Annotated in this window: 18 protein-coding genes, 2 tRNA genes and 2 pseudogenes; 7 read left to right on the top strand and 15 right to left on the bottom strand. The window is 31.3% G+C overall.

What is annotated here, in order from left to right; translation table 11 throughout:
• The first annotated feature begins 264 nt into the window (after positions 1-264).
• The 5 genes from C3E90_RS11975 (at position 265) to C3E90_RS13645 (ending at position 5,294) form a co-directional block, all read left to right on the top strand.
• Positions 265-489, top strand: a complete 225-nt coding sequence (locus C3E90_RS11975) for a FeoA family protein (RefSeq protein ID WP_236915909.1) — start codon at positions 265-267, stop codon at positions 487-489.
• 66 nt (positions 490-555) lie between these two features.
• Positions 556-2,565: a ferrous iron transport protein B gene (feoB, locus tag C3E90_RS11970; RefSeq protein WP_236915908.1), complete on the top strand. Its 2,010-nt coding sequence runs from the start codon at positions 556-558 to the stop codon at positions 2,563-2,565.
• A gap of 19 nt (positions 2,566-2,584) precedes the next feature.
• Positions 2,585-2,842: a FeoC-like transcriptional regulator gene (locus C3E90_RS11965; RefSeq protein WP_236915907.1), complete on the top strand. Its 258-nt coding sequence runs from the start codon at positions 2,585-2,587 to the stop codon at positions 2,840-2,842.
• A 610-nt stretch (positions 2,843-3,452) separates the two neighbouring features.
• Positions 3,453-4,907, top strand: coding sequence for a nicotinate phosphoribosyltransferase (locus C3E90_RS11960; protein ID WP_236915906.1), 1,455 nt, complete (start codon positions 3,453-3,455; stop codon positions 4,905-4,907).
• A 252-nt stretch (positions 4,908-5,159) separates the two neighbouring features.
• Positions 5,160-5,294 (top strand): Spo0E family sporulation regulatory protein-aspartic acid phosphatase, encoded by a 135-nt coding sequence (locus C3E90_RS13645; RefSeq protein WP_442870582.1) that lies wholly within the window; start codon positions 5,160-5,162, stop codon positions 5,292-5,294.
• A 94-nt stretch (positions 5,295-5,388) separates the two neighbouring features.
• Here the strand turns inward: C3E90_RS13645 and C3E90_RS11955 are convergent, their stop codons facing one another.
• From C3E90_RS11955 to C3E90_RS11925, 7 genes are all read right to left on the bottom strand, one after another.
• The gene (locus tag C3E90_RS11955) at positions 5,389-5,832 is read right to left on the bottom strand and encodes an Hsp20/alpha crystallin family protein (RefSeq protein WP_236915905.1); all 444 of its coding nucleotides are present in this window, start codon (positions 5,830-5,832) and stop codon (positions 5,389-5,391) included.
• A gap of 226 nt (positions 5,833-6,058) precedes the next feature.
• Positions 6,059-6,412: a DUF1622 domain-containing protein gene (locus C3E90_RS11950; RefSeq protein WP_236915904.1), complete on the bottom strand. Its 354-nt coding sequence runs from the start codon at positions 6,410-6,412 to the stop codon at positions 6,059-6,061.
• Between the two features lie 120 nt (positions 6,413-6,532).
• Positions 6,533-7,876 (bottom strand): sodium-dependent transporter, encoded by a 1,344-nt coding sequence (locus tag C3E90_RS11945; RefSeq protein ID WP_236915903.1) that lies wholly within the window; start codon positions 7,874-7,876, stop codon positions 6,533-6,535.
• 73 nt (positions 7,877-7,949) lie between these two features.
• The gene (locus C3E90_RS11940; RefSeq protein ID WP_236915902.1) at positions 7,950-9,329 is read right to left on the bottom strand and encodes a sodium-dependent transporter; all 1,380 of its coding nucleotides are present in this window, start codon (positions 9,327-9,329) and stop codon (positions 7,950-7,952) included.
• A gap of 195 nt (positions 9,330-9,524) precedes the next feature.
• Positions 9,525-9,616, bottom strand: a tRNA-Ser gene (locus C3E90_RS11935).
• Between the two features lie 29 nt (positions 9,617-9,645).
• Positions 9,646-10,095, bottom strand: a complete 450-nt coding sequence (gene tadA, locus C3E90_RS11930; protein WP_236915901.1) for a tRNA adenosine(34) deaminase TadA — start codon at positions 10,093-10,095, stop codon at positions 9,646-9,648.
• Between the two features lie 22 nt (positions 10,096-10,117).
• Positions 10,118-10,194: transfer RNA gene (locus tag C3E90_RS11925), tRNA-Arg, on the bottom strand.
• A 128-nt stretch (positions 10,195-10,322) separates the two neighbouring features.
• Here C3E90_RS11925 and C3E90_RS13640 point away from each other — a divergent pair.
• Positions 10,323-10,418, top strand: a pseudogene (locus tag C3E90_RS13640) (hypothetical protein); the annotation flags it as partial.
• A gap of 37 nt (positions 10,419-10,455) precedes the next feature.
• On the opposite strand, the gene C3E90_RS11920 reads toward C3E90_RS13640, so the two are convergent.
• The 6 genes from C3E90_RS11920 to C3E90_RS11895 all read right to left on the bottom strand — a co-directional run bounded on the left by C3E90_RS11920 (position 10,456) and on the right by C3E90_RS11895 (position 17,020).
• Positions 10,456-11,457 (bottom strand): ABC transporter ATP-binding protein, encoded by a 1,002-nt coding sequence (locus C3E90_RS11920; protein WP_236915900.1) that lies wholly within the window; start codon positions 11,455-11,457, stop codon positions 10,456-10,458.
• Between the two features lie 23 nt (positions 11,458-11,480).
• Positions 11,481-12,440: an ABC transporter ATP-binding protein gene (locus C3E90_RS11915; RefSeq protein ID WP_236915899.1), complete on the bottom strand. Its 960-nt coding sequence runs from the start codon at positions 12,438-12,440 to the stop codon at positions 11,481-11,483.
• Between the two features lie 17 nt (positions 12,441-12,457).
• On the bottom strand, positions 12,458-13,342 hold the full coding sequence (gene opp4C / locus C3E90_RS11910) for an oligopeptide ABC transporter permease (protein WP_236915898.1): 885 nt from the start codon (positions 13,340-13,342) through the stop codon (positions 12,458-12,460).
• A 38-nt stretch (positions 13,343-13,380) separates the two neighbouring features.
• A complete protein-coding gene (locus C3E90_RS11905; protein ID WP_236915897.1) occupies positions 13,381-14,346 on the bottom strand; it encodes an ABC transporter permease in 966 nt (321 codons plus the stop codon).
• 93 nt (positions 14,347-14,439) lie between these two features.
• Positions 14,440-16,149: a peptide-binding protein gene (locus tag C3E90_RS11900; RefSeq protein ID WP_236915896.1), complete on the bottom strand. Its 1,710-nt coding sequence runs from the start codon at positions 16,147-16,149 to the stop codon at positions 14,440-14,442.
• A gap of 55 nt (positions 16,150-16,204) precedes the next feature.
• On the bottom strand, positions 16,205-17,020 hold the full coding sequence (locus C3E90_RS11895; protein WP_236915895.1) for a DUF169 domain-containing protein: 816 nt from the start codon (positions 17,018-17,020) through the stop codon (positions 16,205-16,207).
• A 353-nt stretch (positions 17,021-17,373) separates the two neighbouring features.
• Between C3E90_RS11895 and C3E90_RS11890 the strand changes: the two are divergent.
• Positions 17,374-17,568, top strand: a pseudogene (locus C3E90_RS11890) (IS1634 family transposase); the annotation flags it as partial.
• A 207-nt stretch (positions 17,569-17,775) separates the two neighbouring features.
• Here C3E90_RS11890 and C3E90_RS11885 read toward each other — a convergent pair.
• On the bottom strand, positions 17,776-18,966 hold the full coding sequence (locus C3E90_RS11885; RefSeq protein ID WP_236915893.1) for a D-alanyl-D-alanine carboxypeptidase family protein: 1,191 nt from the start codon (positions 18,964-18,966) through the stop codon (positions 17,776-17,778).
• Between the two features lie 269 nt (positions 18,967-19,235).
• Entirely contained in the window at positions 19,236-20,729 is a 1,494-nt protein-coding gene (locus C3E90_RS11880) for a M1 family metallopeptidase (protein WP_236915892.1), read from the bottom strand.
• Between the last annotated feature and the right edge of the window lie 42 nt (positions 20,730-20,771).

Below are 20,771 nucleotides of genomic sequence, written 5' to 3'. Positions count from 1 at the left end.
AAGATTTTTTTACATTATTTCATTACGTTAAAATGCTATTCATTAGACATTGATAGTTTTTGTTTCACTTATATCCTTTATATCCATTTTGTGTAGTACTAAATTTCATTATGTTTTAGCAAAGTTTCTAGAGTATTAAAATTTACTACATTTTCTCCTACTCCTAATTAAATAATATTTCCCTAACCTATTGCATTTATATCAAATTTGTATTATTATATTGATAGCGATTATCAGTTTCGAAAAACAGAAAGGAGAACTATTATGGCAGACGCATCTTTAATTGAGTTAAATCCTGGGGATAATGCCAAGGTTAAAAAAATAAATGCTGGATGGAATGCTACTAAAAGATTATATGAAATGGGTTTAAATACAGGGGCAACATTTAAGGTTATAAAAAATGATACGGGCCCTATAATACTTTCCTTGTCGGGAAATAAAATTGCTATTGGTCGAGGTTTAGCACAGAAAATAATGGTGAATGAATAAAAGGTATTATACTTTTGATTTTTGTTGATAATGACTATCATTCTTGTTTAAGGGGGAGATTTAGAATTGAATACTATAGCTTTAGTTGGTAATCCAAATAGTGGCAAAACCACCTTGTTTAACGCACTAACGGGATCTAATCAACAGGTGGGAAATTGGCCTGGTGTTACTGTTGAAAAAAAAGAGGGTAATTTCACTTTTAATAAAAAAACATATAATGTAGTAGATTTACCTGGAACTTATAGTTTAGGTGCCTTTTCTGAAGATGAAATAGTGGCAAGGGATTTCATCTTAAAAGGTAACCCTGATATTGTCATTAATGTGGTAGATTCCACTAATATTGAAAGAAACCTATACTTAACTACCCAATTATTAGAAATGGGAACTAAAGTAATTGTAGCTTTAAATATGATAGATGAAGCAGAGGCTAGAAATATTAAAGTTGATATTGAAGCACTATCTAAAAAATTGGGAACTCCTGTAGTTCCTACTATTGCCTCTAAAAGAAAAGGAATAGATGAGTTAATCAAAAATTCTGTAGAACTAATTAACGAGAAAATTGATTATAAAGCTCATATTAGCTATGGTGAAGATATAGATAGAGAAATTGAAAGACTAAAAGGGTTTTTAAGTAATAAAAATCTAGAATATCCTTCCCAATGGATTGCTGTTAAGCTTCTTGAGGGAGATGAGTATGTCCATGAGCTTGTAAAAAGCAATGGAGATTTAAATTTTTCTGATGACTTTAAAGATATTATCCATAGATTTCATAATAATAAGGAAGATTACGAGTTGGAAATTATTGATAAAAGATATGAGTTTATCAGTAACATAACTAATGTTACTGTAAAAGTACCTGATAATGCTAAAGAAACTACAACTGATAAAATAGACAAAATACTAACCCATAAATATTTTGGTCTGCCAATATTTGGCCTAATAATGTTTATAGTATTTCAATTAACTTTTTCCATTGGAGAAGACTTGTTTGGTGAGCTTACCGCTAGGGGTATAGAATTTTTAGGGGGACTTATCGGAGACTTGCTTGTTAATATAAATGCTTCTAATTGGATTATATCCTTCGTAACAGAAGGACTTATTAGAGGAGTTGGGGCGGTATTAGAATTTATACCTCTCATAGTAATATTGTATATGTTAATGGGATTATTGGAAGATAGTGGTTATATGGCCAGAGCTGCCTATGTTATGGATAATATTATGAGAGCTTTAGGCCTTCAAGGAAAAACCTTTATTTCTATGATAGTAGGTTTTGGCTGTAATGTTCCTGGAATAATGTCTACAAGGACTTTAGAAGACAAAAAAGATAAAATGATTGCTACTTTAATTAATCCATTTATGTCTTGTGGGGCTAAGCTTCCAATTTATTTGATTTTTATTGCAGCTTTTTTCCCTAATAATGGTGGATTAGTTTTATTTTTAATCTATTTTTTAGGAATAATAGTAGCATTATTAATGGGTAAAATATTTAGTAAAACCCTATTTAAAGGTGAATCTTCCTACTTTATTATGGAATTACCACCTTATAGATTACCTACCTTAAGAAATGTTTTAAGAAATATGTGGGATAATGTATCAGGATTCTTAAAAAGGGCTGGAACTACTATTTTTTCTGTAATTGCCATACTATGGATTCTATCTGTACTTCCTGCCGGAGTTGAACCCTATAGCCAAGATAGTATCTTGGGAAAAATCGGTATGTTTATAGCTCCCATATTTAAACCTGCTGGATTTGGAACTTGGCAAGCTGCAGTAGGTTTGTTCTCTGGCATTGCAGCTAAAGAAGCTATTATTGCTACTTTAGGTATGGTCTATGCTGGTGTAAGTGAAGAAACAGCTCTTGTAACTGTAATACAACAGGTCTTCACCCCTCTAACTGCTATATCATTTATGGTTATGACATTGTTGTATACACCATGTGCTGCCACTATAGGTACTATAAAGAAAGAAACCAACTCAAATAAATGGGCAATATTTACAGCAGTTTATACTTTTGCAATTGGATGGTTTGCAGCGGTTTTAATATTTCAAATTGGAAGTCTATTAGGATTTAGTTAGAGTTTAAGGAGATGATTTTTTGCTAAAAGAAGTATTATTTGAGATTAATAATTCTAATTATATATCAAAATCTAATATAGCTTCAAAGTTAAATAAAAACGAGAATTTGATAGAAGATGCCTTTTCCCAATTGATTAGGATGGGGTATATTAAGGAAAATGATAGGAATAGCTGTAATTCTCAATGTACTGGTTGCTCTTTTGCCAGTTTGTGTAATAAAAATACTGTAAAAACTGTAATAATTACTGAAAAAGGAGAGAAACTATTAAATAAATAGACCCTTCAAAATTGAAAACCCGTAATACCAAAAAGCAGATAGATACTTTATCTGCTTTTTGGACATTTATATGTTTAAACTCAAATTAATGGGTATATATTAAATACATATACCACATTAATAAAAATATTAAATTTTAGAAAACCACTTTACAAATACTTTAATGTGGTATATAATTAAAGCAAATAGAACTAATAGTTATTTCCAACTTATATATTGTGTAAGTAACGTTACAGTTCTATAATCTTCATTTGAAAGATGTTTTGTTTAAAAAGATTAATGAAATTGGTTTAAAGTTAAAGAAGTAAAATAATTAAAGGAGTAAAGAAAAAATTAAGGTCAAGTTCTTTTCAAGTAGTAAGGCATTTGACAGTTAGGAGAGTTGTTAGAAGTTGCAGTTTGAAAATAATACTAATGTTAAGAGTTGGAATAACTATAGAAGGTTCTATTTTAAATGACGGAGGATTGTAAAGTATAAATATCCTCCGTCTATTATTTTTTTGAAACCAGTTGTTACCAATTTATTCATATACTATGTTGAAATTTGTTTCTTTTAGGAATATAATTATTGTAACACTATATTAAAGGATAAAATAAAGGAGATATTATAATGACCAATATTGATTGGAAAGAAAAGAAAAATTTAACCATGTTAGCAGATTTCTACGAATTTACTATGGCCAATGGTTACTTCGAAAATGGCATGAAGGACAAAATCGCTTATTTCGATATGTTCTTTAGAGCAATCCCTGACGATGGTGGATTTGCCATAATGGCAGGAGTAGAACAACTTATAGAATATCTAAAAAACCTAAGATTCTCTGAGGAGGATATTGAATATTTCAGATCCAAGGATATGTTCAGCGAAGAATTTTTAGATTATTTAAAAAATTTTGAGTTCCAATGTGATGTATGGGCAATCCCTGAAGGAACTCCTATATTCCCAAAGGAACCTATAGTTATAGTAAGAGGGCCAATAATCCAAGCTCAGATTATTGAAACTATGGTATTATTAACTATAAATCACCAAAGTCTAATTGCTACCAAGGCTAATAGAATAGTAAGGGCTGCTGATGGTCGTCCTGTAATGGAATTTGGCTCTAGAAGAGCTCAAGGATATGAGGGAGCTATTCTAGGTGCAAGAGCTGCGTATATTGGTGGTGCTATAGGAACTGCTTGTACTATTGTAGATAGAGACTTTAGCATACCCGCCTTAGGTACTATGGCACATAGCTGGATTCAAATGTTCCCAACAGAATTAGAGGCCTTTAAAGCTTATGCAAGAATTTATCCAGATAATTGTGTATTGTTGGTAGATACTTACAACGTTTTAAAATCTGGCGTTCCCAATGCTATTAAAACATTTAATGAGGAAGTAGTCCCAAGAGGTTTTAGACCTAAAGGTATAAGAGTGGATAGTGGAGATATTGCCTATCTTTCTAAAGAAGCTAGGAAGATGTTAGATGATGCAGGGTATGAGGATTGTCCTATTGTTGCTTCCAGCAGTTTGGATGAATATGTAATTAGAGATTTATTAAATCAAGGGGCAAAAATAGATTCCTTTGGAGTGGGAGAAAGACTAATAACCGCTAGATCAGAACCAGTTTTTGGTGGTGTATATAAACTAACCGCAGTGGAAAATAATGGAGAGATAATTCCCAAAATCAAAGTCAGTGAAAATGTAGGTAAAATCACTGTTCCTGGATTTAAACAATTATATAGATTATTTGATAAAAAATCAGGTAAGGCAATTGCAGATGTGGTAACTCTTCACCATGAAGAAATTGACGAAAATAAACCCTATGAAATATTCCACCCTTTATTTACTTGGAAGAGGAAAACCTTAACAGATTTTTATGCCAAAAAACTATTAGTCCAATTATTCGATAAAGGAAATCCAATATATGAAAGCCCTCCAATTGATGAAATTAGATGTTATTGTCAAGAACAGATAAATACCCTATGGGATGAAGTCCTTAGATTTGAAAATCCTCATGAGTATTTCGTGGACTTATCAAAACCGTTGTGGGATATAAAGGATAAATTATTGAAGAAACATAAGTAAAGAATTTTTCTTTATGTTTAATTATTCTGAACCCAGTGAAGAACAAAAATTCTTCACTGGGTTCTATTATATTCATCATAATAACTCTCTTCTCTCCCTTTAAACCTCTCCCATTTACTTCTAAAGAATTCTTATTTTTCTACATTTTCCTTCTTTTTGTAGTAAAATTATCATAAGTATAAAGGCGAATCTAAATTTTTTGTAGAAAGAGGTGTTGTTTTCAGCAAAAAAAATGAATTAACTAAATTAAAAATGGAAATTGAAAATACAAGGGAACAGCTTCATAGGCTAATAAATTGTAAAAATTTCAGTTTAACTGATGATAGCATTATAATATTAAGTCAATTGCTCGATGAGCTTGTATACAAATATTACAACATAAAATAATAATTTTAAATAATTATAGATTCGTCTTTATGCTTATGTTCTAAATAACCTTTTTTTGTTTCAAACAAAATAGGCACCTAGGTGCCTATTTTACCTATTCTATAGGTATTCTATTTTCTTTTGGGGAAGTACCTTCTTTTTTAGGTAATCTTACTTGAAGAACTCCATTATCAAATTTTGCTTTTACCTTCTCTTGGTCTACATCATCCACATAGAAACTTCTTCTAAAAGAGCCAAATCTTCTTTCTTTTCTAATATAATTTTCTCTTTCTTCGTTTATCTCTTCTTCTCTCTCTAAGGAAATTGTTAGAATATCATCTTTAATTTCAAGGTATATATTGTCTTTATTTGCTCCTGGTAGTTCTGCTTCTAATATATATTCCTTATCCCTTTCTCTTATATCTACTTTCATTGGATAATAAGAAAATGTCCTATCATCAAACTCCTCTAGCATAGTTTCAAATATTTTGTCAAAGTCCCATCCCCATCTCCTTGATAAACCCCTTGGGCTTCTTCTAAAAGGTGTAATTCCAAACATATAATCAACCTCCATATAAAGTATTAAACTTTGACTTACCTTGACCTTCGTTTATTAATATATCATCTATCCTATTATTATTCAATCTTTGATAATTCTGTTAATAACTTATTGTTTTTGATTATATTGAAATTTCTCTATATTTCTTCTCTTTTTTCATATTTTCTATGGCTATTGAAATAATAAAACGGAGATTAAATCTCCGTTTTATTATAATAGAATTTCTCTAAATATTGGCTTCTTGTTTTTCTATTTCTTTCTTCTCCATAGCTTCCACTTCCCAATGGATTACAAAACTTATAATAATTCTTAAAAAAGTTATAGCAGCTAATATAAGAAACTCATCCAAGGTTCTTATTATTACGGTTTTTAGTATTTCTGCAGCTAGTTTAAACTCTAAACTAAGGGCAAGAGCCTTTCCTAATTCAATTTTCAAATTTTCATTGCCTAAATCAAATCCACTTTTGATAATATTAATAATAGCTTTGATGGAAGCAACGGTAATTATTATTACTCCTATTGATTCTAAAAAACCTGTAATATATGGTATGATAGTTTCTAAAAATAATTCAATTTGCAATTGCCTGTCCTCCTTAAGTAAATATTATAATTTTTATCTTATAATTTAACTAGTATGTTTTCTATAATAACATTCTATCAAAAATAATCATTTTTTGGAAAGTTTTAGAGAAATACTTCTTTATATTATTCCAATACTTGCTAAGAATACGGCAATTATTGCTAAAGGAGAAATATACCTAGCTACAAAATAATAAATGCTTTTATATCCTGCATCTAATATGCCTTCGTTAGTTAGTTGATCTTCTACTATTTTTCTATCTAATATCCAACTTACAAATATAATAGTTATTAGAGAACCTATGGTCATAAAATAATTTGCAGTTAGCTTATCTAAAAAGCTTAAAAAATCCGCTCCAAAGAAGGATATGTTAAACATAGGTCCCTGAGATAATGAGGCAAATATACCAACTATAAATATGGCTAAAGTGGATATAATCGAAGCTTTTCTTCTGCTATACTTAAATCTATCCATTACAAAGGATACTACAGCCTCTAACATAGATATAGTGCTGGTAATAGCAGCTAAAGACAGCAATAAGAAGAATAATATAGCAAATATATATCCTCCAGGAATTTGTGGAAATACATTAGGTAATGTAACAAATACAAGGCCTGCTCCACTGTCTGGTGCAATACCATAAGCAAAAACTACTGGGAATATGGCTAATCCAGCTAATATGGCAATTAAAGTATCAGCCAATGCAATGTTTAAAGCAGAAGAACCTAGCTTTTCATCATCTTTAATATAAGAGCCATAAGTAATCATAGTTCCAGCCCCTAAACTTAATGAAAAGAAGGAATGACCTAAAGCATCTAAAACTACTTTTCCATTCAATTTGCTAAAATCCGGTTTAAATAAGAATTTTATTCCCTCTGAAGCTCCTGGTAAAGTCAATGCTCTAATATCTAATATAATAATAATTGCAATCAAAGCAGGTATTAAGGTAATAGAATATTTTTCTATTCCTTTTTCTATCCCATTGACCACAATATAATAGGTTATTACCAGTACAATAAATTGCCAAAATATAGGCCTTATGGGATTAGTAATAAAGTTTACAAACATATCTCCAATTTGAGATACATCTTTTCCTAAAAATTGATTTCCTATTGCCTTAAATACATATTCTAAGGTCCAACCAGCAATTACACTATAAAAGGATAATATTAAGAATGCAGCCATTACACCTAACATTCCACTTATATGCCATTTCCCCTTAGGTGCCAAGTATTTAAAACAATCTATAGGATTGCTCTTTCCTTTTCTTCCAATTATAAATTCTGATAATAATACAGGTATACCTATTATAGCTACACAAATTAAATAAACTAATATAAATGCAGCACCACCATTCATGCCAGTAATATATGGAAACCTCCATATATTTCCAAGGCCTACTGCAGAACCAACTGCTGCAGCAAAAAGTCCAAAACTACTTTTGAAACTTTCTCGCTTTTCCATTTCATCGCCTCCATTTCTTTAAAAAGATGGGACAGAAATTTTTCCGTCCCATCTTCCATCAATCTACTTATTTCTACATTATCCACCTTTGTATAACTCCAGATATAAATACTATCAAAATAGCTATAGGAGATACTATTTTGAATAGGAAGGTTAAAACGTTTAAATATCCAATTTTTAAGGTACCATTATTTGTAAGTTGGTTTTCAACAATTCTTTTATCCAATACCCACCCTACAAACACTGAACTTATTAGTGCAGATATAGGTAAGAAGAAATCTGCGGTTAAGTTATCTAGAAAATCAAATAAATTATATCCTAGTATAGAAAACCCTGACAACTCTCCATTGGATAAGGAAGCAAATACTCCTAATAGGGTTATTAAAAGAGCCGTAATAACTGTTGCTTTTACCCTTTCCATATTAAATCGTTCTATTACATAAGCTACAACTGCCTCTAACAAAGAAATAGTAGAGGTTAAAGCAGCCAGAGCTAGTAATGCAAAGAACATAATAGCAAATAAATAACCTCCAGCCATTTGTGCAAATACATTAGGTAAAGTTATAAATACTAATCCTGCCCCACTACCTGGCTCTATTCCAAAAGCGAATACTGCGGGGAAAATAGCAATCCCAGCCAATAGAGCTATTAATGTATCTGCAATACTAATTTTTAAAGAAGTTGGTCCTAGTTTTTCCTGTTTAGGAATATAAGAACCATATGTTATCATAATGCCCATACCTAAACTTAGGGAGAAAAAAGCATGACCTAAAGCAGCTAAAACTCCTTCTCTAGTTAGTTTGCTAAAGTCTGGTTTAAATAAAAACTCCAGCCCTGCTGCTCCTCCTGATAAGGTAATAGACCTAACATCCAATATTATAATTATTACTAATAATAGCGGTATCAATACCTTTGAATAGCTTTCAATTCCTTTTTGTACACCAGCAGCTACTATATAAGCGGTAATGGCCATAAAAATTACTTGCCAAAAAATTGGTCTTATAGGATCAGAAATAAATCCGACAAAATAATCTCCAACTTCTCCAGCGCTTAGACCTGCAAATTTATTACCAATTGCACTAAAAATATATTCTAAAGTCCAACCAGCAACTACACTGTAAAATGAAAGGATTAAAAATGCTGCTCCAACACCGAGAATACCACTTATATGCCATTTTCCTTTAGGTGCCAATGTTTTATAGGAACCTATGGCGTCTTTTTGACCTTCTCTACCAATAATAAACTCAGCAATCATAACAGGAATACCTATTATTGCAACACATAATAAATAAACGACTAAAAAGGCTCCTCCTCCATATACTCCAGTAATATAGGGAAATCTCCATATATTACCTAATCCTACTGCAGAACCTATGGCTGCAGCTAACAAACCAAAGCTACTAGCAAAACTTTCTCTTTTGTTTTCGCCTTGGTTTCTAACTCTGTTATCCATTTATATTCCCCCTTTAATTTTTATTTTTTTGATTATTAAAAATATAACCTTTTTATAGGCAAATGTCAAGAAATTTTCCGAATAATCTAAAAATTGTCACTATAATTTGGGAAATCCACCTAAATTTTTCAGTATATTTATAGATTAATATGATAAAAACCTAGCCTATGCTAGGTCGAATTAGAATAATATCATTGGCGGAGAGAGAGGGATTTGAACCCTCGGTACAGGATGACCTGTACAGTGGTTTTCGAGACCACCACCTTCAACCTCTCGGACATCTCTCCAAAATTATTGGTAAGAAGTTGAGACTGGATTATTTATTTCTTATTTGTTTGAAAAAATTAGTAATGATATTGCTACATTCATCTTCTAATAACCCAAATTCTACTTCTACTTTATGATTAAAATTAGGATTATCTAATAGATTGACTATAGAGCCACAGCAGCCTCTTTTAGGGTCCTTAGTTCCTACGACAAGTCTTGCTATTCTTGAGTTTATAATGGCCCCTGCACACATGCTACAAGGCTCTAAAGTTACATACATGGTACAGTCTATTAATCTCCAACCTCTCAAATAATTGCTTGCCTCTTTAATAGCTATTATTTCAGCATGGGCAGTAGGATCCTTTAATGTCTCTTTTTGATTAAATCCCTTGCCAATCACTTTTCCATCATGAACAATAACAGCACCTACCGGTACTTCATAGGTGCTAAAGGCTTTGTATGCTTCCTCTAATGCTAAACCCATATATATTTCGTCCATAAATAATCACCAAAACTAAATATGGTGCACCCGAGAGGAATCGAACCCCCGACACACGCCTTAGGAGGGCGCTGCTCTATCCTTCTGAGCTACGGATGCACAGAATACATTTACATTTATAAATTTTACACCATTTTTGCGTATTTGTCAATTTGAAGTTTTTTTAGATAGATTCAATATAATACAAACCAGCTATATGCTTGGAAAGAGCGTAGGTAGCATCGTTAGAGGTTAAAAGATTTGAAAAACCCCATGAATACTTTGTTGATTTATCAAAACCATTGTGGGATATAAAAAATCAGTTGTTAAAAGAACATGAATAAATATAACCCTGGGCAAAAATTTTTGTCCAGGGGTTATTTATTCATATAAATGGCAAGCAACAAAATGTCCTGGTTCTACTTCTATTAAATCTGGTTCTATTGTCCTACAAATTTCCTTTTCGTATTTACACCTAGAACGAAAACGACAACCAGTTGGAATATTTGCTGCACTTGGAATACTTCCATTAAGATAAATTCTCTCCTTCTCCTCTAGTGGATGACTAATAGGCACAGATGAAATCAAAGCCTTAGAATATGGGTTAAGTGGATTTTTATATACTTCTTGTGAAGAACCTATCTCCACGATTTTCCCTAAATACATAACTGAAATTTCATCACAAAAATATCTTACAACACTTAAATTATGTGAAATAAACAGATAAGTAAGAGAAAATTTATCTTTTAGATCCAACATCAAATTTAAAATTTGTGATTGGATAGAAACATCCAAAGCTGCTGTAGGCTCATCACAAACAACAAACTGGGGATTTACTGACAATGCTCTTGCAATCCCAACCCTTTGACGCTGTCCCCCGCTAAACTCATGTGGATACCTATTTAAAGCTGTTTTATCCAATCCACATAGATAAAGCATTTCTTCACAACGCTCTTTAATTTCTGCAGGAGTACCCATTTTATGCTTTTTCATTCCTTCTTCCACAATTTGCTGAACAGTTTTTCTTGGATTCAAACTAGAATAAGGATCTTGAAAAATCAACTGCATATCTTTCCTCAAGCTAGACATTTCTTTAAATGGAATTTGTATATTATTTTCAACATCAAAAATAGTTTTACCCTTAAATTTTACACTTCCACCTGTCGGTTCAATTAAATTTAATATAGTTTTCCCAGCCGTTGACTTACCACATCCCGATTCTCCAACCAAACCCATAATTTTACTTTGTTCAATTTGCATAGAAATATCATCTACTGCTTTTGTAACAGTTCTTTTGGAAGAAAAAAAACGACGTTTCCCTAAAAAATACTTTTTTAAATTTTCTACTTCCAACAAAACTTCTTTTCTATTGTCCTCTCTCATTTCTATCTCCTTTCTTAAATGGTTTAATTGGTACCAAGCCAACAAGCTACACTATGATCATCCTCAATTTGTCGCATTTGTGGAACTTTTTTCTTGCAAATTTCCATACAATTTGGGCATCTGCTAGCATAAGCACAACCTTCTATTTCCTCATAAATACTAGGAACATTCCCATTAATCGAATAAAATCTTTTATCAAAATTATTAGGCATAGCATTAATAAGTCCCTTTGAATATGGATGAAATGGTGAATCAAAAAACTTTAAAACATTACACTTCTCTACAACTTTTCCTCTATACATAACAATAACCCTTTGAGCCAATTCTGCAATAATACCAAGATCATGGGTTATCAGCATTATAGAACTATTAGTTCTTTGTGTAATTTTCTTTAGTAAATCCAAAATCTCAGCCTGTGTTGTAACATCCAAAGCAGTTGTTGGCTCATCCGCAATAATAATTTGCGGATTACAAGCAATTGCCATAGCAATCATAATCCTCTGCCTCATACCACCACTTAATTCAAAAGGATATTTCTTTAATATTGATTCAGGCTTTGGAATATTTAACTGTTCCAAAATATTTATAATTTTTTCCTTATTCTCTTCATTATTTTTTCTTCCATGTGTCTTATATACCTCATTAATCTGCTTATATACATTAAATACAGGATTTAATGATGTCATAGGTTCCTGAAAGATCATAGAAATTTTGTTTCCACGAATATTACACATTTCTTTTTCTTTTAATTTTAACAAATCAGTACCTTCAAAAAGGACTTCGCCTTCAACAAATCCTCCCTTCTCCTTTTCAATCAAATTCATAATTGAAAGAGAAGTTACACTTTTACCGCTTCCAGATTCTCCTACAATCCCCAATATTTCACCATTGTTAACACAAAAACTAACACCATCAACCGCTGTTACTCTACCATATATCGTATTAAAGGATACCTTTAAATTATTAACCTCAAGTAATTTCATCTTTGTCCCCCTTCCGCTCAAGCTTTAATTTGAGGATCAAGAGCATCTCTTAAACCATCACCTACAAAATTAATAGACAAAACAATTAAAACAACCATAAGTCCAGCTGGAATCCACTGCCACCATTCATTTTGTAAAATATCCATATTCTGTGCCGCTACAAGCATATTGCCCCAACTTGGTTGAGGAGGTTTTACACCAAGACCTAAGAAACTTAAAGAAGCTTCCATTAAAATACCATTAGCAATAGAAAGGGTAGAGGCAACTAAAATAGGAGACATTACATTTGGAAGAAGATGTCCTATAATAATTTCTTTTGGACTTAATCCCAATGCCTTTGCAGCCATAATATAATCATTTTCTTTCAAAGAAAGAATCTCCGCCCTTACAATACGAGCAATACTAGGCCACGACAATAATCCAATTATTAAAATCAAATTTTTAACACTTCCTCCTAAAACCGCTGCAAGTGCAATGGCTATTACAAAAAACGGGAAACACATAATAGTATCAATAATTCGCATAATAATAGTATCTACAATTCCTCCATAATATCCTGCAATTGAACCTACTGTAACCCCTATTAATAACTGTACTGCCATAGCCAAAATACCAACTAAAATAGAAATTCTTCCACCATAAAGCAAACGTGCAAAAACATCTCTACCAACATCATCTGTTCCAAGAAGATGTTCCTTATCTGGTGCTGAACGAGTATTATATAAATCAGTTTCACTAACCTCGTAATTAGTAAGAAGAGGAGCGCAAATAGAAAGTACAGTCATTATTATAATAATAATCAAACCCATAACTGCTAGCTTATTATTCATAAATTTTCTAAAAGAAATCTCTCTTAAAGAATTCATATTTTTTGATTTATATTTTTCTCTGTTAAATGTCATAATCTATACTCCTTTCCTATAAAACAATCCATACAATCCTATTCCCCAATTCTAATTCTTGGATTTACAACTGCATAAAGTATATCAGCTAAAAGATTACACAATATGATGATTATAGCCATCGTCAATGTAACCCCCATAATCAAATTATAGTCTCTATTTAAAATTGCTTCATAGTTAAGAGAACCAATTCCTGGCCAAACAAAAACAGTTTCTACAACTAATGCACCTGAAAGAAGATCTGGTAACCTCATACAAAGAACTGTTATAATGGAAATCAGCGAATTTCTAAATCCATGTCCCCAAATTGATTTTACTTTAGTTATACCTTTTGCTCTTGCTGTTCTTATATAATCCTGATTTAAAACTTCTATCATAGAAGACCTAGTGTATCGTACTAATGATGCAGATTGAGTGAAAACCAGCACAGAAACAGGCATAATCATATGTTTTATAATATCTATAACTTTTTCCATACCTTGGTAGTTCTCGCCTAGAGTAGTCATTGCAGAAGGTGGTAAAATATTTAAATCAAATCCAAAAACTTTTATTAACAAAAGCCCAAAGAAAAATCCTGGAATAGAAACTCCTATAAAACAAATAACCGTAATAATATGGTCCATAATAGTTCCAGGTTTAGAAGCCGAAAATACACCAATTAAAATAGATATAAGCGTACTAAATACAAATGATGTCAATGCAAGAATTGCTGTATTTCTAAAACGTTCTGCTATTAAATCTGAAACTTTTGCCTTATAGTGAATAGAATCCCCTAAATCCTCCTTAAGCACTCTACCTATCCATTTTATATACTGAATTGGAATTGGATCATAATACCCTAATTCAGTCAATCTTTTTTCTAAATAAGCAGGATCTGTATCATATTTAACGATGTTTTGATAAGGATTTCCAGGTTGTAAAAGTATAATCGTAAAAATAATTAGTGTAACTCCTAATATAACAATAATTGATACACCAATTCTTTTTAATATGAATTTCAGCATAAATTTCCTCCTCTATGTTTATTTGATAAATCACATCATATAATAACTAAGGATGTAATTTATAAATATTACATCCTTAGTTATTATTATTTTTTATTCTTCAATAACCCAATTGTGAACATTGTAAAACTCATTAAATGTAGAAGGTTCATAGCCTTTAAGATTTGGATTATGCATTACTTCTTTGTCTTGAACATAAAGAAACATCATTGGTGCATCTTCATTAATCTGTTTTGCAACTTCAAGGTAATATGCTTTACGTTCTTCCTGATCTAAAGTTGCATTAGCTTTTTCAATACATTCATCAACTTTATCATTTTTATATGAACCAAAGTTAAAGCTTCCTACCCCTTTTTCATCAGTTGCAGAATCAGAATGCCACCAACCATAAGGGTCTGGATCTGAGCCAAAGTAACAATTCAAAGCATATAGTTCGAAATCATGATCGAAAATACAATCGTTAGCCATCTTAGCATCTTCTTCAACAGAAACTTCAATATCTATTCCAACTTCTTTCCAACTTTCTTGAATAACTAAAACAGCTTGTTCTCTAATTTTAGAATCATTAGAGCATTTCATAGTAAATTGTAGCTTTTCTCCTGCCTCATTTTCTCTGATTCCATCTCCATCTCTATCAATCCATCCAGATTCTTCTAATAAGGATTTTGCTTTTTCAGGATCATACTTATATGTGTTCAAAGTCCCTTCTGGTGGATATGCCCAACCACTTGGAAGGAAAGGTACATCTAAAGTAGCACCTCTGCCTTCTACCAATTTTTCAACTATCAATTCCCTATCAACTGCATAATTAAAGGCTTGTCTCAAATTTTTGTCCCTAAAAATTGGCATTCTCATATTGATTCCAACATATTGATACATATTATCAGGCATAGAAACTAATTTAAGACCTAAATCCTTTAAAGAATCTATCTCACTTGTCTTTAGGTTTTTCACACCTACTAAATCTATATTTCCACTCTTCAATTCAGCTGCGATAGCATCATCATTTATAACTTTATATATCAATTTTTTTGTCTTAGGAGCTCCAGCAAAGAAATCCTCAAATGCTTCCATTTCCACATATTGTCCTGGCTCATATTTTACAACTTTATATGGTCCACATCCAATTGGATAATTCAACATTTCAGTCTGATCGTCCCATTTATCTATTGGTATTTCACTCCAAATATGCTTTGCAACAATTCCACAAGTACCTAACTTATTCAAAGCTGGTGCATAAACTTCAGAAAATTCTAATGTAACTGTATAATCATCAATAACCTGAATACCTTTAATAGAATCTACTTTTCCCTCATAATATTCATGTGCTCCTACTAGCTTTTCTACCTTCTCAAAATCACCGCCAGTAAAATCTTTATGTCCCATAGTGTTAAAAGTAAAAGCAACGTCTTCTGCAGTAACAGGTTCTCCATCCTGCCATTTTGCATTTTCTTTTAGTTTAAAAGTAATTACCTTTTGATCTTCAGAAACTTCATATGATTCTGCAAGATATGGTTGTAAACTTCCATCCCCTGCTGTTCGAAGTAAAGATGCATACGTAACAGAGTCAATTACACCATCACTTCCCATATAAGCAAGAAGTGGATTAAAAGTTCCACGAGGTGCTATTACAGCCCCATAAACTATCTTATCTTTTACTGTTGTTTCTTTTTTTGTTTCTGTTTGCGTTTCTTCTGATTTATTTACTTCAGAAGCTGGCGTTTCCTGTTTATTCCCACATCCTGTAAAAACACAAGCTATCATAGCTAATAATAATACTAAGCTAATAATTTTTTTATTCATTATATCCTCTCTTTTCTAATTATATTTATTAATAATTTTTTTACAATAACTAATATTACTCTGGTTTTCTCCTATAGAGAGACTCATCATATTTAGCACCTTTTGTATAACTTCCATACATTTTTCCAAACTCAATTTCTATACCAAGTTCATCAGGAGAGTTTAATCTTTCCATCAATTCGAGTTTCTCTGGGTCACCTAAAGCAGAATTTACTGTTTGAATAACACCAGTTACAAGATCATCAAATAAATTAATTGGAAGTCCTGCACCTAATTCGCCATCATCTGCTTTGGTATGCATTCTTGCACCATAGCACATAACTGAAATATTCATATCATTTAATTGATAAGGTCTTGCAATAAGATCTGAACAAATCCCCTGATTGCCAATCATTCCTATATTTTTAGCCATTCCAAATCTATAAGTATAACCTTGAATAACCCTCATCATCTGTCTTCCATTTGCAAGGAACATTACAACATCTGCATCTTCCATTTCATCCAATGGACCAGCAACTATACCATATATTCTTTGTTTAATAAATGTAATACTTTCTAGGGCTTGGCGAGAAACAGCTGCACTTTCATACAATCTAAATGTAGAAAATTGTTTTCCAGAACTAATATAATTATCTACATCAACCATACCAAATGTTTCTGATCCACCTTGGCATGTAAAGCATTTTGCATTTGCTTTTAGAACATCGCCTTTCATTGCTCTTTGTGACATAGCACAAAATGTTGTCTTATCTTTAAACTCCGGAAGATCAATATCATCATATTCTTCTTTAATAAATATAAACTTGACACCAACTATTCTCCTGGTCAATCCTAAGGCCAAACTTAACTTCTTTACATTTTCATTTTTCATATTAAACCCACTCCCTTCCTCAGAATATTCGTAAAAATTGCCACTCCTTTCTCCATATAAATTGCATAAAACCAGAATAAAAATTTAATCCTCCGTAGAAACATTTATTATTATAGCACGGAAAAATCATTATTCAATGTCGAATATTGTAATATAATATCTTTTTATAGTTCCTGAAATACTATTATTTTTATCTATGCTAAATACGATTAGAGTTCGGTTCTTTGACAGTTGAGTAATAAAAAAACGCTGAAGTCATTGAAATGGCTTTATTTTTTTGTCAAATTTCAAAATAAAGCTTTCGTAATACAACGTAATATGTTATAACATAAGGGGTTAGAGAAGTTATTGTTATGAGGTTATCAATTTCTAAATCAAAAAATCCAACATCTCTTTATGTAATAAAAGATATTATAGAAAATAATAAACGCACTACTAAGGTTGTAGAAAGGCTTGGAACTATTAAAGAATTGGAAGAAAAACTAAATGGCCAAGACCCTATTGAATGGGCTAAAAAATATATTAAAGAGCTTAATGAAAAAGAAAAAGGATGAAGAAAAATATAAAGATAAGATTTTTTACAAAGAACGGTGGATTAAGGAAAGATGAAAAATATTTTTAAGAGAACAAAAAAATGAAAATATTACGCAGTTTTGTAAGCATAAAAAAAAGCTTGAAGTTCACCATCCATAAGGGGGTCCAAGCTTTTTATTTTCTTCAACTGTCAAATATGAGAATACTGCTAAGTAACAAGTTTATACCTGAATATAGCCTAATAAGAAAATATTGACAATAAAATCTTTTATATATTTTAGAATCCTTATGAATATATTTTCTTTTTTTACTTCTTCATGGATCAATAGATCGATTTCTTCTAATATATTCCCTTCGTTTGATAGAACCATCTTTCCTACTTTGTCCATGGGTTTTAAGGGCAATTTTATATCCTCATCTATTAATATATCCTTATCTATATAGTCTCCATTTTTAAGTATTATACTATAGTTTTTAGAAGGAAAAATTTCTATTTCCTTATTCTTGCTCTTAGGCATATAAAGGGTACCTAAGGAAATATTCTTATTAGCTAATATCTTCTTAGAATAGTTATTTATTCCATATTGAACTAATTTCTTGCTCAATTCTTTTCTTTTTTCTTCACTTTTAGTTCCCATTACTATGGAAATTAGCCTAAAATCATCCGTTTCTATACTATCTCCTTCAATATTGATTGTTGAAGCCAAGCAATAGCCAGCCTTAATTGTAGAACCTGTCTTTAAGCCATCTACCCCTTTTATTTCATTTAATAACGGATTGGTATTCTCTTTTTTATAATCTCTATGTTCTAATTCTATATAGGGAATAGTAGTTAAGGACAATACCTCTGGATACCTATCTAATATGTATATTGATAGCTTAAATATATCTTCAGTACTCATCTTATTTTGATATTCTTCTTTTGGTAGACCAGTAGAGTTCACATAAAATGCACTGTCTAATCCGAGTTCTTCAGCTTTATCATTCATCAATTTAACGAAACCCTCTTCTGTTTCAGCAACATATTTAGCTAAAGCATAAGTAGCATCATTGGCGGAAACCACTAAAGATGCTTTTAATAGTTCTAATACAGTAAATACTTCTCCTTCCTCTAATTCTAAACTACCTCCTTTGATTTTAGTTACATCTTCATCTATATAGATTTTATCATCTAACGAAATATAGCCATTTTGAACATGTTCCATGACTAAAATATAGGTCATTAGCTTACTAATACTGGCAATTTCTATGGGATTATATATATTGTAGCCCTCTAGTATTTCTCCTGTTTCATAATCTCCTAGGAGATAAGCTCTTACCTCCTCTTCAATATCAATGGAGGCTATTACCATAGAGTTAAATAATAGTACAAAAAATAAAGATAATATAATTACATTAAATAATCTCTTCATAAAAACTTGTCCCCCTTATTTCAAAATAATTCTAATATTCGTTTTTTAAAAGAGTAACCATTATTCTATTACCTCTATATAATGTATTAGGCTAAATATAATAACATTAAAAGGAGGTTTTATTATGACTGACCTGCAAAAAAGAGGTGGATTCTGGGATGGTGATGATTCCAGTTTACTATTTTTCTTTCTACTATTGGTAATACTATTTGGCGGCTTTGGCAATAAGAGATATTAAGTTAAAATGGGGGGCAATAAGCCCTCCGTTTTTATTTGCCATAAAGCCATTTGTCTACTCTTTCTTGAAAAGATGTATTGGTTACCTCTTCGCAGGTTTCAATAAAATTATCAGTTGTAGCATTATAAAATTTATAGGTATTATAATACCTATTTAATATATCATATAATACCTCAATTCCAAAGTCCTCTTTTATATCATTTAAAAACATTGCCCCTTTAACATATACCAATAATCCATAATCTTCCCAACTATGGAAATTGCTTAAGGGTTTTCTTATTATAGCTTCAGTAACTATATAATCTTTGCCATATTCATAGGGCATTTCACAAGTATAATTATAATAGTTTTCTCCTTCCTCTTCTCCATATCTATTATTCATGTATATTGCTTCTGAATAGGTGGCTAAGGATTCATCCAACCATGCTTCATCAATTTGATCATTACCCACTACTCCATACCACCATTGATGAGCAGTCTCGTGGACTATTACTTTTTCCAGAGGGTCCTTAAAACAGAAATTATAATAGTCTTTGTTTATAAAAACTATACTTGGATACTCCATACCTGTTGGGAATTCAGTCATTACTATAGAATATACTCCATAGGGATATTTGCCATATAACCTATTAAATATTTCTATGCAGTCTTTTCCAACTTCTAAAGCATAATTGGCTATAACTGGACTGTTTTCCATAGCATATAGTTTAATTATAGTACCTTCTATTTCAGTTTCAGATACTAGAAAATTAGGGCTAGCTACCCAAGCAAAATCTCTGATTAATTTTCCTTCCATTTTATAAGTTTTCTTTTCTCCCTTTACTTTTTCCCAGAGAATATTACCGCTAGCTGCAACTACCATGTCCTTAGTCGTTGTTATAGTAACATTATAATTGCTTATATTACTATAAAAGGGATCTCCTAAGCTATAGTATGGGTCAAGATTCCATCCAGTCTCATCATATACACAAGCTATTGGATACCAATTCCCAAAATTAAATACATCTTCTCCAAGTCCAAATCTATCCCCAACGGTTGGAAGTTTTACATTGAATACAAACTCAATATTAATTTTTTCCTTGGGTTCAATAATTTTTGGAAGGATAAGTTTTAAAATCGTATCTCCTGTTCCTCCTATTTTAAAATCCACTTCTCTTTTCCCTATCATTATTTTTTCTATTTCCATATATCCAGGTATATAATCTTCTTTAGATAGAGTTTGGTTATTGAATAGTATAGGAGCTGTTTCCACTGATTTGTAGGCATTGGGATATAGGTGAAAGTATATCTCATCTAAATCTATTCCTGTATTATTGACATAGATAACCTCTTGATTAGCTGAATAGGCCTTATTATTTGGATTGAATTCTACATCTATTTTATAATGATCTATCATATTTAAATCAATACCATTATAATCATCTACTATTAATGTCGGAACCTGTGTATCCCTTTCAGAACAACCAACTATAATAAAAGCCAAGGCAAATATTAAAATAATAGATATGCCCCTTTTTATTCTCAAATTTCCACCTCCAAACTTATTCCTTTTCTATTATATTTTATA

The sequence above is a fragment of the Clostridium sp. Cult2 genome (assembly GCF_021655075.1).
GTDB lineage: Bacteria > Bacillota > Clostridia > Tissierellales > Tepidimicrobiaceae > Schnuerera.
The sequence above is the reverse complement of the archived record's forward strand: the minus strand, read 5'-3'. Positions and strand labels throughout refer to the sequence as shown.

Excerpts from the sequence above, each read along its gene's own strand:
- C3E90_RS13645 (WP_442870582.1), top strand. The coding sequence starts at position 5,160 with ATGGAAATTGAAAATACAAGGGAACAGCTTCATAGGCTAATAAATTGT.
- opp4C (WP_236915898.1), bottom strand. The coding sequence starts at position 13,342 with ATGACATTTAACAGAGAAAAATATAAATCAAAAAATATGAATTCTTTA.
- C3E90_RS11885 (WP_236915893.1), bottom strand. The coding sequence starts at position 18,966 with ATGAAGAGATTATTTAATGTAATTATATTATCTTTATTTTTTGTACTA.
- C3E90_RS11960 (WP_236915906.1), top strand. The coding sequence starts at position 3,453 with ATGACCAATATTGATTGGAAAGAAAAGAAAAATTTAACCATGTTAGCA.
- C3E90_RS11975 (WP_236915909.1), top strand. The coding sequence starts at position 265 with ATGGCAGACGCATCTTTAATTGAGTTAAATCCTGGGGATAATGCCAAG.
- C3E90_RS11920 (WP_236915900.1), bottom strand. The coding sequence starts at position 11,457 with ATGAGAGAGGACAATAGAAAAGAAGTTTTGTTGGAAGTAGAAAATTTA.
- tadA (WP_236915901.1), bottom strand. The coding sequence starts at position 10,095 with ATGGACGAAATATATATGGGTTTAGCATTAGAGGAAGCATACAAAGCC.
- C3E90_RS11915 (WP_236915899.1), bottom strand. The coding sequence starts at position 12,440 with ATGAAATTACTTGAGGTTAATAATTTAAAGGTATCCTTTAATACGATA.
- C3E90_RS11900 (WP_236915896.1), bottom strand. The coding sequence starts at position 16,149 with ATGAATAAAAAAATTATTAGCTTAGTATTATTATTAGCTATGATAGCT.
- C3E90_RS11945 (WP_236915903.1), bottom strand. The coding sequence starts at position 7,876 with ATGGAAAAGCGAGAAAGTTTCAAAAGTAGTTTTGGACTTTTTGCTGCA.
- C3E90_RS11905 (WP_236915897.1), bottom strand. The coding sequence starts at position 14,346 with ATGCTGAAATTCATATTAAAAAGAATTGGTGTATCAATTATTGTTATA.
- C3E90_RS11895 (WP_236915895.1), bottom strand. The coding sequence starts at position 17,020 with ATGAAAAATGAAAATGTAAAGAAGTTAAGTTTGGCCTTAGGATTGACC.
- C3E90_RS11955 (WP_236915905.1), bottom strand. The coding sequence starts at position 5,832 with ATGTTTGGAATTACACCTTTTAGAAGAAGCCCAAGGGGTTTATCAAGG.
- C3E90_RS11940 (WP_236915902.1), bottom strand. The coding sequence starts at position 9,329 with ATGGATAACAGAGTTAGAAACCAAGGCGAAAACAAAAGAGAAAGTTTT.